Genomic DNA, 13581 nt, shown 5'->3' on the forward strand with positions numbered 1-13581 from the left:
ACCCTTTTCACTCCAGCATGGCCCTGTTTTCCATTACCGATGCACAACTGGCGTTCGGCCACGTGGCGCTGCTCGACCACACCGATTTCTCGCTGGAGGCCGGCGAGCGCGTTGGCCTGATCGGCCGCAATGGCACCGGCAAGTCGTCGCTGCTCAAGATCGTGGCGGGGATGACCTCGCCGGATGACGGCCTGATCGCCCGCCAGAGCGGCGTGACCTCGGCGTACGTGCCGCAAGAGCCCGAATTCGACCCGGAACAGACCGTGGCCCAAGCCGTGGCGATGGGCGTGCCGCATGTCGCTGGCCTGCTGGCTGAATACGAGGTGCTGATCGCCTCCATGGGCGACGCACAAGATGATGAGGCGATGCATAAGTTGCACGCCCTGCAAGCCCAACTCGACGCCGCTGATGCTTGGCAATTGCACACCCGCGTGGAAACCACCATTGCGCAGCTTGGTTTGCAACCGGGTGCGCGCATCGGTTCGCTCTCGGGCGGCTTGACCAAACGCGTGGCGCTTGCACAGGCGCTGGTGGGTGCACCCGACATCCTGCTGCTGGACGAACCGACCAACCACCTCGACTACGACTCCATCCGCTGGCTCGAAGACTTGCTGTTGGCTTTCCGCGGCAGCGTGTTGTTCATCACGCACGACCGGGCGTTTCTGGACCGCGTGGCCACGCGCATCATCGAGCTCGATCGCGGCAAGCTGCGCTCGTACCCCGGCAACTTCACGGCGTATCAGACGCGCAAGGCGCAGGAACTGGAAGCCGAAGCGCTGGAAAACGCCCGCTTCGACAAACTGCTCGCGCAGGAAGAAGTGTGGATCCGCAAGGGTGTGGAAGCGCGCCGCACACGCAGTGTCGGCCGTGTGGCGCGGCTGGAACAGATGCGTGTGGAGCGCCAGGCGCGCCGCGAAGTGCAGGGCAACGTGAAGCTGGAGGTTTCGCAGGGCGACCGCTCCGGCAAGATCGTCGCCGAGCTGATCGACGTGACCAAGCGCTATGGCGACAAGACCGTCGTTGACAACTTCACCGCCACCATCATGCGCGGCGACAAGGTCGGCATTCTCGGCGCCAACGGCGTCGGCAAGACCACGCTGCTGAAGTTGATCCTGGGCGAACTGGCGCCGGATTCGGGCACGGTGCGCAACGGCACCAACCTGCAGGTCGCGTACTTCGACCAGATGCGCGCGCAACTGGACCTGAACCGCTCGCTTGCCGACACCATCAGCCCGGGCAGCGACTGGATCGAAGTCAACGGCCAGCGCAAGCACGTGATGAGCTATCTGGGCGATTTCCTCTTCCCGCCCGAGCGCGCGCGCTCGCCGGTGGCGTCGCTCTCGGGCGGTGAGCGCAACCGGCTGCTGCTGGCACGCCTGTTTGCGCGTCCGGCCAACGTGCTGGTGCTCGACGAGCCGACCAACGATCTGGACATCGACACGCTGGAACTGCTGGAAGAACTGCTGCAGGAATACAGCGGTACCGTTTTCCTGGTTTCGCACGATCGCGCGTTCGTCGACAACGTCGTGACTTCGGTGATTGCGGCCGAAGGCGAGGGCCGTTGGCGCGAATACGTGGGCGGGTTCTCGGACTGGCAGACGCAATCGGCACGGGCGGCGCAGATGGCGCAAGCCGCCAAGCCCGTCGCCGAGGAGAAGAAGCCCGAAGCCGCCAAGCCGCGCGAGCGCGCCACTGTCAAGCTCAGCTACAAGGAGCAGCGCGAACTGGACGCGTTGCCCGCCACCATCGAGGCGCTGGAGGCGGAACAGAAGCAGGTCGGCGGCGAACTGGAGGACGGCACGATCTACGGCCGAGACCCGGAGCGCGCGCAAAAGCTGGCCGAGCGCCACGAAGCTATCGAACTGGAGCTGCTGGAGGCGCTGGAGCGCTGGGAAGCCCTCGAAGCCAAGCGCGCCGGCACGGTGTGACGCTGCAGTAACGACGCAATATGTCAGCGGGATGTCGGGCGAATGTGAGTTTTCGCGCGCATCCCGACGCTGACGATCCCTCCGCATTGTTCAGGACAGCTTCCTTTACAATGCGCGCTGCATTCCCGGTGCTTGGCGACAGACCCAAGCCCGGTCAGTTTTTCCGCCTTCCATGAGCAAAACCTCCCAATACAGCGAATCGTCGATCAAGGTCCTCAAGGGCCTGGAACCGGTCAAGCAACGGCCGGGCATGTACACGCGCACCGACAATCCCCTGCACATCGTGCAGGAAGTCATCGACAACTCCGCTGACGAGGCGTTGGGCGGCTACGGCAAGCTCATCGCCGTGACGCTGCACAAGGACGGCAGCGTAAGTGTCGAAGACGATGCGCGCGGCATTCCTGTCGGCATCCACCCCGAAGAGGGCGTGCCGGTGGTCGAGATCGTCTACACGCGCCTGCATGCCGGCGGCAAGTTCGACAAGGGCCGCGGTGGCGCCTACGCGTTCTCCGGCGGCTTGCACGGCGTGGGCGTGTCGGTCACGAACGCGCTGTCGACGCGGCTGGAAGTGACGGTCTGGCGTGACGGCAATGTGTCGACGCTCGCGTTCTCCGGCGGCGACGTGATCGAACCGCTCGCCACCCGCAAGGCCGAACGCGGCGAGAAGAAGAGCGGCACACGCGTGCGCGCATGGCCCGACGCCAAGTATTTCGATTCCGACAACATCCCGCAGGCCGAACTGCAGCGCTTGCTGCGCAGCAAGGCCGTGCTGCTGCCGGGCGTGAAGGTCACGCTCACGCTGGAAAAAACCGGCGAAACGCTCGAGTGGCAATACGACCAGGGCCTGCGCGGCTATCTGGTCGAATCGCTTGCGCAGGGCAGCGCTCAGGGGCCAACTCGCGAGCCGGTGATCCCCCTGTTTGAAGGCGAGCACTTTGCCGATCCCGACAAGCCGGGCGAAGAAGGCTTTGCCTTCGGTGAAGGCGCGTCGTGGGTGGTGGCCTGGACGGAAGAGGGCTCGCCGGTGCGCGAGTCGTACGTCAACCTGATCCCGACGCCCGCTGGCGGCACGCACGAATCCGGCTTGCGCGAAGGCCTGTTCCAGGCCGTGAAGAGCTTTGTCGAGATGCACGCGCTGCTGCCCAAGGGCGTCAAGCTGATGCCAGAAGATGTGTTTGCGCGCGCTTCGTTCGTGCTGTCGGCCAAGGTGCTCGACCCGCAATTCCAGGGGCAGATCAAGGAACGCCTGAACAGCCGTGACGCGGTGCGGCTGGTATCCACCTTCAGCCGCCCGGCGCTGGAGCTGTGGCTGAACCAGCACGTCGATCACGGCAAGAAGCTGGCCGAACTCGTCATCAAGCAGGCGCAGGCGCGCACACGTGCCGCGCAGAAGGTCGAGAAGAAAAAGGGCTCCGGCGTTGCCGTGCTGCCCGGCAAGCTGACCGACTGCGAATCCGACGACGTCACCCGCAACGAACTCTTCCTGGTGGAAGGCGACTCGGCCGGCGGCTCGGCCAAGATGGGCCGCGACAAGGAATTCCAGGCCATCCTGCCGTTGCGCGGCAAGGTGCTGAACACCTGGGAGACCGAGCGTGACCGCCTGTTCGCCAACAACGAAGTGCACGACATTGCAGTCGCCATCGGCGTGGACCCGCACGGTCCGAACGATACGGTCGACCTGTCGGGCCTGCGCTACGGCAAGATCTGCATCCTGTCCGATGCTGACGTGGACGGCGCGCACATCCAGGTGCTGCTGCTCACGTTGTTCTTCAAGCACTTCCCGCAATTGATCGATAGGGGGCACGTATGCGTGGCCCGTCCGCCGCTGTATCGTGTCGATGCCCCGGCGCGCGGCAAGAAACCCGCGCAGAAGCTCTACGCGCTGGACGACGGCGAGCTGGAAGCCATTGAAGACAAGCTGCGCAAGGACGGCGTGAAGGAAGGCGCCTGGCAGATCTCCCGCTTCAAGGGCCTGGGCGAAATGAGCGCCGAGCAGCTCTGGGAAACCACCATGAACCCCGACACGCGCCGCCTGCTGCCCGTGGCGCTGGGCGAACTCGGCCAAGACCAGACCATCAACATGATGAACATGCTGATGGGCAAGGGCGAAGCCGGTGCGCGCCGCACGTGGCTGGAAGCGCGCGGCAACGAAGTCGAAGCCGATATCTGACCGCAAACCGACAACGATGAAGCTTTCCGTACGTTTCGCATTCGCATTGACGGCGCTGGCCCTGTTGGCCAGCCAGCCGGCGCGCGCGGACGTCTACGGCTACATCGATGAAAACGGTCTCGCGCATTTCGCTGCCGAACGGCTGGACGATCGCTACGTGCTGTTCATGAAAGGCGCCGCAGTGGCGGGCAAGGGCGACGACAAGGCGAAGGACGACAGCGCCATCGCCCTGCCGGCGACCGAGCTGCCCGATGCCGACGCCTATCTCAACGCCAGCAAGCGCGATGCACTCGACAACGCTGCCGGCATGCGCCAGCGCCTGGTGCGCGCGGTGCTGCAACATCCGAACGTGCCGACGGTGGAACCGCTGATCCGCCAGGCCGCCAGCAAGCACGGTATCGACCCCGCTTTGGTGAAGGCGGTGATTGCCGCCGAATCCGGTTTCAACCCGCAGGCCGTGTCGCCCAAGGGCGCGATCGGGCTGATGCAGGTGATTCCAGACACCGGCGCGCGCTACGGCGTGACAGGCGACGCCCGCCGCACCGCCGCGCAGAAGCTGGCCGACCCCAAGACCAACATCACGACCGGCGTGCGCTACCTGAGCGATCTGCTGCGCATGTTCTCGGGCAACCTCGAACTCGTGCTGGCCGCGTACAACGCCGGCGAGGGCGCGGTGCAGAAGCACGGCAATGACATTCCGCCCTACGCCGAGACACAGAACTATGTGAAGACGGTGCTGCAGTTCTATCGCTACTACAACCCGGTCGCCGCCGTGCCCGGGTTGATGAACGTGAGCGGCAACGGCGTCATCGCCACGCGCAAGCCGGGCCGCACGGGCCGGCCCGCACGCATCGAACTCGTATTGGACCCGGCCACCGGCGTGGCCACGAACCTCCCCCAACATTGATCCTGGCGGCGCCGCCACGTTGAAGCGCGCCGCTTTCGCTTGAGCCTCCATGGAACAACAAGACATCCTCTTCGACCCCAGCGAGCCGGCCGAAGTGCTCACGCTTGGCGCCTATGCCGAGCGCGCTTACCTCGACTACGCCATCAGCGTGGTCAAGGGCCGCGCGCTGCCCGAGGTGGCCGACGGCCAGAAGCCGGTGCAGCGCCGCATCCTGTTTGCGATGCACGAGATGGGCCTGCGCGCCGATGCCAAGCCCGTCAAATCGGCGCGTGTGGTGGGCGACGTGCTCGGTAAATATCACCCGCACGGCGATCAATCCGCCTACGACGCGCTGGTGCGCCTGGCGCAGGATTTCTCGTTGCGTTACCCGCTGATCGACGGCCAGGGCAACTTCGGCTCGCGCGACGGCGACGGCGCAGCGGCGATGCGCTACACCGAAGCGCGCCTCACGCCCATCTCGCGCCTGCTGCTCGAAGAGCTGGACCAGGGCACGGTCGACTTCATCCCGAACTACGACGGCTCGATGGAAGAGCCGAAGCTGCTGCCGGCGCGCCTGCCATTCGTGCTGCTCAACGGCGCATCGGGCATCGCGGTGGGGATGGCCACGGAGATTCCGTCGCACAACCTGCGCGAAGTGGCAAATGCCACCGTGGCGCTCATCCGCGACGACAAGCTCACCAGCACCGACCTGATGCAGTACATGCCGGGCCCGGACTTCCCGGGCGGCGGCCAGATCATCTCGTCCGCAACCGACATTGCGCAGGTGTACGAGAGCGGTCGCGGCAGCCTGAAGGTGCGCGCACGCTGGAAGATCGAAGAACTCGCGCGCGGCCAGTGGCAACTGGTGGTGAACGAGTTGCCGCCCAACACCTCGTCGCAGAAGGTGCTGGAAGAGATCGAAGAGCTGACGAACCCGAAGGTCCGCACGGGCAAGAAATCGCTGTCGCCGGATCAGCTCACCATGAAGCAGACCATGCTGGGCCTGCTCGATGCCGTGCGCGACGAGTCCGGCAAGGACGCCCCGGTGCGCCTCGTGTTCGAGCCCAAGAGCAAGAACATCGACCAGCAGGAATTTGCCAACGCGCTGCTGGCGCACACATCGCTGGAATCGGGCGCGGCCATCAACCTGGTGATGATCGGCACGGATGGCCGGCCGCGCCAGAAGGGCCTGGCCGAGATCCTGCGCGAATGGATCGCCTACCGCTTCGCCACGGTCACGCGCCGCACGCGCCATCGTCTGGGCAAGGTCGAAGACCGCATCCACATCCTCGAAGGCCGTCAGTTGGTGCTGCTGCGCATTGAGGACGTGATCCGCATCATCCGCGAGAGCGAGGAGCCCAAGGCCGCGCTGATCCAGGTCTTCAACCTGAGCGATCGTCAGGCCGAAGACATCCTGGAAATCCGCCTGCGCCAGTTGGCTCGCCTGGAAGCCATCAAGATCGAGCAGGAGCTGAAGAACCTGCGCGAAGAGCAGGGCGAGCTGGACGTGCTGCTGAAGTCGGAAACCATGATGCGCCGTCGCATCATCAAGGAGATCGAAACCGACGCGAAGCAATACGGCGACGACCGCCGCACCTTCATCCAGGAAGAGCGCCGTGCCGCTGCCGAAGTGAAGGTCGTCGACGAACCCGTCACGGTGATCGTCTCGCAGAAGGGCTGGGTGCGCACGCGCCAGGGCCATGGCCACGATGCCACGCAGTTCGCCTTCAAGGCGGGCGACACGCTGTACGACACGTTTGAATGCCGCACCACCGATGCGCTGCTGATCTTCGGCACGCGCGACGACAAGGGGACGGGTCGCGTCTATTCCGTGGCCGTGGCGAACCTGCCTGGCGGCCGTGGTGACGGCGTGCCGCTGACGACGCTGATCGAACTCGCACCGGGCACGCACATCGCCCACACCTTCGCGGGCCATGCCGAACAGAACCTGGTGATCTCCACGCGCGGCGGCAACGGCTTCCTCGCCAAGGTGGGCGACATGGTCGGCCGCCAGAAGGCCGGCAAGGCGTTCCTGACGCTGGACGAGGGCGATCAACCGAACAAACCGGCGCCGGTGCCGGCAGACGCTTACGGCGTGGCGTGCCTGTCCGAAGGCGGCCGCATGCTGCTGTTCCAGATCAGCGAGTTGAAGACGCTCGCCAGCGGTGGCCGTGGCGTGATCCTGATGGAGCTGGAGAAGAACGAATCGCTGCTCCAGGCGGTGGCCTTCGGCGCAGCGGGCTTTGTGCTCTCGGGCACCGGTCCGCGCGGCGGCAAGGCGGTCGAGCAGACCCTGACGACGCGTGCCCAAGAGCCGTACGCCGGCAAGCGCGCACGCAAGGGCAAGACGCTGGAGCCCAAGCTGCGCGATCCGAAGCTCTCGTTGCCCAAGCCCGCGCCGGACGCCGCCTGAATCCATGAGCGATCCGACCGCCGCGCCTGAAGCCAACATCGCAGCAAACATCCCGTCCTGCAGCAAACTCTTCACCGAGTTTGCGCGGATGGGCCTGTCGGGCTTCGGCGGCGTGCTGCCCTTTGCGCGCGCCGGCATTGTCGATCGCAACCGCTGGCTCTCCAACACCGAGTTCGCTGAACTGCTGAGCCTGGGCCAAGTGTTGCCCGGTCCGAATGTGGTCAACCTTTCGGTGATGCTCGGCTACCGCTTTCACGGGGTGCGCGGCGCCGCCGCTGCAATGGCCGGTCTGGTACTCACGCCTGCCGTAGTGCTGTTGCTGATCGTCATGCTGTACGACCACTTCAGCGCGCTCTCGGTGGTGCAGAACCTACTCAAGGGCATGGCGGCGGTGGCCGCGGGGCTGGTGCTCTCAACGGCCGTGAAGCTGGCGCAGGGCCAGTCGCGCACCTGGCGCGCGCTCGGCATCGGCCTGGCGGTTTTCCTCACCATTGGCGTCCTGCAGTGGCCGTTGCTGCCCGTCATGCTGGTGCTGATTCCGCTCGCGCTCCTGCTCGAATGGTGGGCGATGCGATGAGTTACCTCACCACCGTCTTCGACCTGTTCTGGCACTTTCTCGTGCTGTCGTTTCTCGCCATCGGCGGGGCCAGCTCGACGCTGCCCGACATGCACCGTTTCTTGGTCGACACGCGGCATTACATGACAAGCGAGCAGCTGAGCGCCATGTATGCCATCTCGCAGGCGGCGCCGGGCCCCAACGTGCTGTTCGTAGAGTTGTTCGGCTGGCAGGCGGCGGGTCTGGGTGGGGCGATTGCCTCGCTGGTCGGCATCTGCGGGCCGTCGTGCGTGATCGCTGCCGTCATCGCGCGCGTCATGGACCGCAAGCCCGATGCGCGCTGGATTGCGCTGGTCCGTCGCGGCCTCGCACCGCTCACGATCGGCCTGCTGTTCTCCACCGGCTGGGTGCTCGCACGCGGCGCAGACAGCAGTTTCAGCACCATCGCGCTGACCGTGGCGACGGTCGTGGCGTGCACCTTCACCCGCGTCCACCCGCTGGTGCTGGTGGGACTGGGGGCATTGGTCGGCGGCATGGGCTGGGTGTAGCGCCGGTGCCGCAGGGCTAGCGAAATCCAAGGCGGACACGTGTCCGCCTTTTTCTTTGGGCGCCTTGCGGCACATGCGCGGCACTGTTCCTCGGGAATACCCCAATGCCATCGATAATGTATATACAACAACATATATGGATACGTGATGTTGTCTGTATATGGCTTCGCGTCCGATCGACCCATGCGTCGAGCCCGGACCGACCCCGCAGGCAATCTCGCCGACATAAAGAGGAGACAGTTTGGAACACCTTCAACGCAACCTGCGCGCGCGGCATATCCGTTTTCTCGCGCTCGGTTCGGCCATCGGCACGGGCCTTTTCTACGGCTCCGCGTCGGCCATCCAGCTGGCCGGGCCGGCCGTGATCCTCGCGTACATCATCGGCGGCGCGGCCGTCTACATGGTCATGCGCGCGCTCGGCGAGATGGCGGTGCGCCAGCCGGTTTCCGGCTCCTTCGGGCGCTATGCGCGCGACAACCTTGGCCCGCTCGCCGGCTTTCTCACCGGCTGGACGTACATCCTCGAAATGGTGATCGTCTGCCTGGCCGACGTGACCGCCTTCGGCATCTACATGGGCTTCTGGTTTCCCGAGGTCCCGCAATGGATCTGGGTGCTCGGCATCGTCATGCTCATCTGCGGCCTCAACCTCTGCAACGTCAAGGTGTTCGGCGAGATGGAATTCTGGCTCGCGCTGATCAAGATCGTGGCGATCGGCGCCATGATCGTTGGCGGCACCGTCATCCTGTTCCTCGGTGTGAAGATGAACGGCGAGCATGCGTCGGGCCTGAGCAATCTCTGGTCGCACGGCGGTTTCCTGCCGCACGGCGTGGGCGGCCTCGTGGCGTCGTTTGCCGTGGTGATGTTCGCGTATGGCGGCGTCGAGATCATCGGCATCACCGGCGGCGAGGCGCAGAACCCCGACAAGGTCATCCCCAAGGCCATCAACGCCGTGCCGGCGCGCATCCTGTTGTTCTACGTGCTGACCATGTGTGTGCTGATGGCGATCTTCCCGTGGACGGGCATCGACGGCCAGGGCAGCCCGTTCGTGCAGATCTTCTCCGGACTGGGCATCCAGTCTGCGGCGGCCATCCTGAACCTCATCGTCATCTCGGCCGCCATCTCGGCCATCAACAGCAACATCTTCGGCGCGGGCCGGATGATGTACGGCATGGCCGAGCAGGGCCAGGCACCGCGCATCTTTGCCGCCACGTCGCGGCACGGTGTGCCCTGGGTGACGGTGCTGTTCATGGCTGGCGCGCTGCTGTGCGGCGTGGTGCTGAACTACCTGATTCCCGAGAACGTCTTCGTGATCATCGCGTCGATCGCCACGTTCGCCACCGTGTGGGTCTGGCTGATGATCCTGCTGTCTCAGGTGGCGATGCGCCGTCGCCTGTCGGCCGAAGAAGTGCGTGCGCTCAAGTTCAAGGTGCCGCTGTGGCCCGTGGGGCCGGCCCTTGCCATCGCGTTCATGCTGTTCGTGATCGGCGTGCTGGGCACCATGGAAGACACGCGCGTGGCGCTGTACGTTGGCGCAGGCTGGGTGCTGCTCATGTCGGCCGCATGGTATCTGCGGGTGAAGCCCAACGCAGCGGCCGTTCTGGCCGAAGAGGCCAGCGGGGCGTGAGCCCGGCCCGCCCCCGCAAATAAGAAGACGAGTTCCGGAGACAACCCATGTCGAACCACACCTCTGCTCCGTCGTACGCCGGCCGCGCCGGCGCGCAGGCGACCGTCCACACGCAACCGCTGTCACGCACGCGGGCCATTGCCGCCATCACCATCGGCAACGGCCTGGAGTTCTATGACTTCGTGGTCTACAGCTTCTTCGCCACGCTGATCGGCCGGCTGTACTTTCCCGTCGGCAATGCGACCGGCCAGTTGCTGATGTCGTTCGCCACGTTTGGCGTGGGCTTCCTGATGCGTCCGCTCGGCGGTCTGCTGATCGGCATGTACGCCGATCGCGCAGGCCGCAAGCCCGCCGTGGCGCTCACGTTGTGGCTGATGGGCCTGTCCTCGCTCGTCTTTGTCGTCACGCCCACCTACGCCCAGATCGGCATCCTCGCGCCCATGCTCGTCGTGCTGGCGCGGCTGGTGCAGGGCTTTGCCATCGGCGGCGAGATGGGCGCTTCGACTGCGCTGCTGCTGGAATACGCCGACGACCGCTCGCGCGGCTTCTATACGAGCTGGCAGCCGTTCAGCCAGGGGCTGGCCGCGCTGTTCGGTGCGCTGGTCGGCCTGCTGCTGAGCAACGTGCTGGCGCCTACGGCGCTGGAGTCGTGGGGCTGGCGCCTGGCGTTCGTCATCGGCATTCTCGTCATCCCGGTCGGCCTGATCATCCGCCGCCGCCTGGAGGAAACCGCCGCACCGCCCAGCACGCGCGAAGCCGACGCCACGCTGCCGTTGCTGCGCGAACACCGTCGTGCGCTGGTCGCCAGCATCCTGCTGATGATCGGCGTGGCGTCGTCCACGTACATCATCGTCTACTACCTCAGCAACTACGCCGTGAGCGTGCTGCACATGCCGCTGTCGCTGGGCATCTGGGCGGCGTGCATTGCGGCGCTGGTGCAGGTGGTGCTGTCGCCGTTCGCCGGCCGGCTGGCCGACCGCGTCGGGCGCCGCAAGGTCGTGCTGTGGTCGCGTGTTGCACTGCTGGCAATGATCTATCCGGCCTTCGCACTCATCAACGCAGACCCATCGCTCGCCCGCTTGCTGATCGTGGTCGGCTGCCTGTCGGTGCCGATGTCGATGACCTCGCCGGCATCCATGGTGCTGGTGAGCGAGGTGCTGCCGCAGCGGCTGCGCGCCACGGGGCTGTCGATTGCCTACTGCGTGGCCATCGCCATCTTTGGCGGCTTTGCGCAGTTCTTCTCGACCGAGCTGATCCACCTCACGGGCAACGCCAACGCGCCGGCGTTCTACGTGATCGGCTGCGGCCTGATCTCGCTGATCGGGCTGGCGATGGTGCCCGAGACGCTCGGCCGCCGCCTGTCGTAACGCTCAGTCCACACCAACGAAACCGCCGGTCTGGTGCGCCCACAGCCGCGCATACAGGCCGCCGTGTTCCAGCAGCTCCGCGTGCGTGCCGCTCTCGACGATGCGCCCGCCATCGAGCACGACCAGCCGGTCCATGCGCGCGATGGTCGAGAGCCGGTGCGCGATGGCAATCACGGTCTTGCCCTGCATCAGCGTTTCCAGGCTTTCCTGGATGGCGGCTTCCACTTCCGAATCCAGCGCGGACGTGGCTTCGTCCAAGATCAGGATCGGCGCGTCCTTGAGCAGCACGCGCGCAATCGCGATGCGCTGCCGCTGACCGCCCGACAGCTTCACCCCGCGTTCACCGACCAGCGCATCAAAGCCGCGTCGCCCTTGCACATCGGACAGCTGCGGGATGAACTCGTCGGCGCGCGCACGGTGCACGGCCTGCATCAACTCGGCCTCGGTGCTGTCGGGTTTGCCGTAGCGTAGGTTGTCGCGAATGGAGCGATGCAGCAGCGATGTGTCCTGCGTGACCATGCCGATCTGCTCGCGCAGGCTCTCTTGCGTCACGGCTGCAATGTCCTGACCATCGACAAGAATCCGGCCGCGCTCCACGTCGTACAGGCGCAGCAGCAGGTTGACCAGCGTCGATTTGCCCGCACCCGACGGGCCGACCAGGCCGATCCGTTCGCCAGGGCGCACCACGAGGTCCAGCCCTTCGATCACGCCGCTGCCCTTGCCGTAGTGAAAGCCGACGTGCTCGAAGCGCACTTCGCCCCGCGTCACGTGCAGCGGCTTGGCATCGGGCTGGTCGATCACGGCGCGCGGCAGCGCGATGGTCTGCATGCCGTCCTGCACCTGCCCGACGTTTTCAAAGATGCCGTTGACCACCCACATGATCCAGCCCGACATGTTGTTGATGCGGATCACCAGCCCCGTCGTCAGCGCGATGGTGCCGGCGCTCACACGGCCCTCGCTCCACAGCCACAGCGCGAGCGCCGATGTGCCGACAATCAGCAGGCCGTTCATGGCCGTGATGGTGAAATCCATGCCGCTGATCATCCGGCCTGACAGGCGCGTCTTGTCCGTCTGCTCGGCCATGGCGTCGCGCGCGTAGCTTTCTTCATGCTGCGTATGCGCGAACAGCTTGAGCGTGGTGATGTTGGTGTAGCCGTCAACGATGCGGCCCATCAGCTTGGAGCGCGACTCCGTGGCGATGACCGATCGCGCCTTCACGCGCGGCACGAAGTAGCTCAGCGCCGCGACGTAGCAGCCAATCCACACCAGCAGCGGCACCACGAGCCACCAGTCGGCCTTGGCGAACAGCACCATCGCACTGATCGCGTAGATCACCACATGCCAGAGCGCATCCACGGACTGCACGGCGGAATCGCGCAATGAAAAACCGGTCTGCATGATCCGCTGGGCAATGCGGCCCGCAAAGTCGTTCTGGAAGAACGTCAGGCTCTGCTTGAGCACGTAGCGGTGGTTCTGCCAGCGGATCAGGTTCGACAGGTTGGGGTTGATGACCTGATGCACGAGCACGTCGTGCAGCCCGAAGATGACCGGCCGCGCGATCAGCGCCACAAAGGCCATCCACAGCAGTTCGTTGCGGTGGCGGCCAAAGAAGGCGGGGCCGGGTGTCGCCTGGATCATGTCGACGATGCGGCCCAGGAAGTCGAACAGCGCGACTTCAATCAGCGCACCCAGCAACCCGACGACGAGCAGGAACGCGAACACGCCGCGCACTTCGCGCAGGAAGTAGGCGTAGAAGCGCCAGACGTTGGCTGGAGGCTGTGTGTCGGGCAGGGGACGGAACGGATCGATGAGCTTTTCCAGGCGGCGCAGCAGCATGTCGGGTCGGGGGTGAAGAGGAGACCGACGCCCCAGGGCGGGACGTGCGCGGAAGAGCTGCCCATGATACGCGCGTGAAAGTGCCCTTGTTGGCGGGGTGGCTTACGGCGTGCAGGGCTCGGCGAGTGGAGCTCGGAGCTCGACGCGTGAGGCTTTTTGCTCGGCGGTTGGAGCTCAGAGCTCGGCGCGCGAGGCTTTTTGCTCGGCGATTGGAGCTCAGAGCTCGACGCGCGAGGCTTTTTGCTCGGCAGGT

9 protein-coding genes and 2 pseudogenes are annotated in these 13581 nt (G+C 65.5%); 10 read left to right on the forward strand and 1 reads right to left on the reverse strand.

The window, feature by feature from the left end:
- Positions 1 to 17: 17 nt before the first annotated feature.
- From FUT88_RS27135 to FUT88_RS05590, 10 genes and pseudogenes are all read left to right on the forward strand, one after another.
- Positions 18 to 851, forward strand: a pseudogene (locus tag FUT88_RS27135) (ABC-F family ATP-binding cassette domain-containing protein); the annotation flags it as partial.
- A gap of 201 nt (positions 852 to 1052) precedes the next feature.
- Positions 1053 to 1364, forward strand: a pseudogene (locus tag FUT88_RS27140) (ATP-binding cassette domain-containing protein); the annotation flags it as partial.
- A gap of 258 nt (positions 1365 to 1622) precedes the next feature.
- A complete protein-coding gene (locus tag FUT88_RS27145) occupies positions 1623 to 1928 on the forward strand; it encodes a hypothetical protein (RefSeq protein ID WP_410003868.1) in 306 nt (101 codons plus the stop codon).
- Positions 1929 to 2100: 172 nt separating this feature from the next.
- Positions 2101 to 4098: a DNA topoisomerase IV subunit B gene (locus FUT88_RS05560; protein ID WP_147214155.1), complete on the forward strand. Its 1998-nt coding sequence runs from the start codon at positions 2101 to 2103 to the stop codon at positions 4096 to 4098.
- A gap of 16 nt (positions 4099 to 4114) precedes the next feature.
- Positions 4115 to 5005 (forward strand): lytic transglycosylase domain-containing protein, encoded by an 891-nt coding sequence (locus FUT88_RS05565; RefSeq protein WP_147214156.1) that lies wholly within the window; start codon positions 4115 to 4117, stop codon positions 5003 to 5005.
- Between the two features lie 49 nt (positions 5006 to 5054).
- A complete protein-coding gene (gene parC, locus FUT88_RS05570) occupies positions 5055 to 7397 on the forward strand; it encodes a DNA topoisomerase IV subunit A (protein WP_147214157.1) in 2343 nt (780 codons plus the stop codon).
- Between the two features lie 4 nt (positions 7398 to 7401).
- The gene (locus FUT88_RS05575; RefSeq protein WP_147214158.1) at positions 7402 to 7974 is read left to right on the forward strand and encodes a chromate transporter; all 573 of its coding nucleotides are present in this window, start codon (positions 7402 to 7404) and stop codon (positions 7972 to 7974) included.
- Entirely contained in the window at positions 7956 to 8501 is a 546-nt protein-coding gene (locus FUT88_RS05580) for a chromate transporter (protein ID WP_186829244.1), read from the forward strand. Before FUT88_RS05575 ends, FUT88_RS05580 begins: the two co-directional genes overlap by 19 nt.
- Positions 8502 to 8742: 241 nt before the next feature.
- Positions 8743 to 10125 carry an amino acid permease gene (locus FUT88_RS05585; RefSeq protein WP_147214160.1) on the forward strand — a complete coding sequence of 461 codons (1383 nt, stop codon included), beginning with the start codon at positions 8743 to 8745 and terminating at the stop codon, positions 10123 to 10125.
- 47 nt (positions 10126 to 10172) lie between these two features.
- Positions 10173 to 11492 (forward strand): MFS transporter, encoded by a 1320-nt coding sequence (locus FUT88_RS05590; protein WP_147214161.1) that lies wholly within the window; start codon positions 10173 to 10175, stop codon positions 11490 to 11492.
- Positions 11493 to 11495: 3 nt separating this feature from the next.
- Here the strand turns inward: FUT88_RS05590 and FUT88_RS05595 are convergent, their stop codons facing one another.
- On the reverse strand, positions 11496 to 13328 hold the full coding sequence (locus FUT88_RS05595) for an ABC transporter ATP-binding protein (RefSeq protein WP_147214162.1): 1833 nt from the start codon (positions 13326 to 13328) through the stop codon (positions 11496 to 11498).
- Positions 13329 to 13581: the final 253 nt, after the last annotated feature.

Origin of the sequence: Ralstonia sp. TCR112, assembly GCF_007997035.1 — a bacterium.
In the GTDB taxonomy this organism is placed as follows: domain Bacteria; phylum Pseudomonadota; class Gammaproteobacteria; order Burkholderiales; family Burkholderiaceae; genus Ralstonia; species Ralstonia edaphi.

Coding starts and splice junctions, on each gene's coding strand:
- FUT88_RS05560 (WP_147214155.1), top strand. CDS start 2,101: ATGAGCAAAACCTCCCAATACAGCGAATCGTCGATCAAGGTCCTCAAG.
- FUT88_RS05580 (WP_186829244.1), top strand. CDS start 7,956: ATGGTGGGCGATGCGATGAGTTACCTCACCACCGTCTTCGACCTGTTC.
- parC (WP_147214157.1), top strand. CDS start 5,055: ATGGAACAACAAGACATCCTCTTCGACCCCAGCGAGCCGGCCGAAGTG.
- FUT88_RS27145 (WP_410003868.1), top strand. CDS start 1,623: ATGGCGCAAGCCGCCAAGCCCGTCGCCGAGGAGAAGAAGCCCGAAGCC.
- FUT88_RS05590 (WP_147214161.1), top strand. CDS start 10,173: ATGTCGAACCACACCTCTGCTCCGTCGTACGCCGGCCGCGCCGGCGCG.
- FUT88_RS05595 (WP_147214162.1), bottom strand. CDS start 13,328: ATGCTGCTGCGCCGCCTGGAAAAGCTCATCGATCCGTTCCGTCCCCTG.
- FUT88_RS05565 (WP_147214156.1), top strand. CDS start 4,115: ATGAAGCTTTCCGTACGTTTCGCATTCGCATTGACGGCGCTGGCCCTG.
- FUT88_RS05575 (WP_147214158.1), top strand. CDS start 7,402: ATGAGCGATCCGACCGCCGCGCCTGAAGCCAACATCGCAGCAAACATC.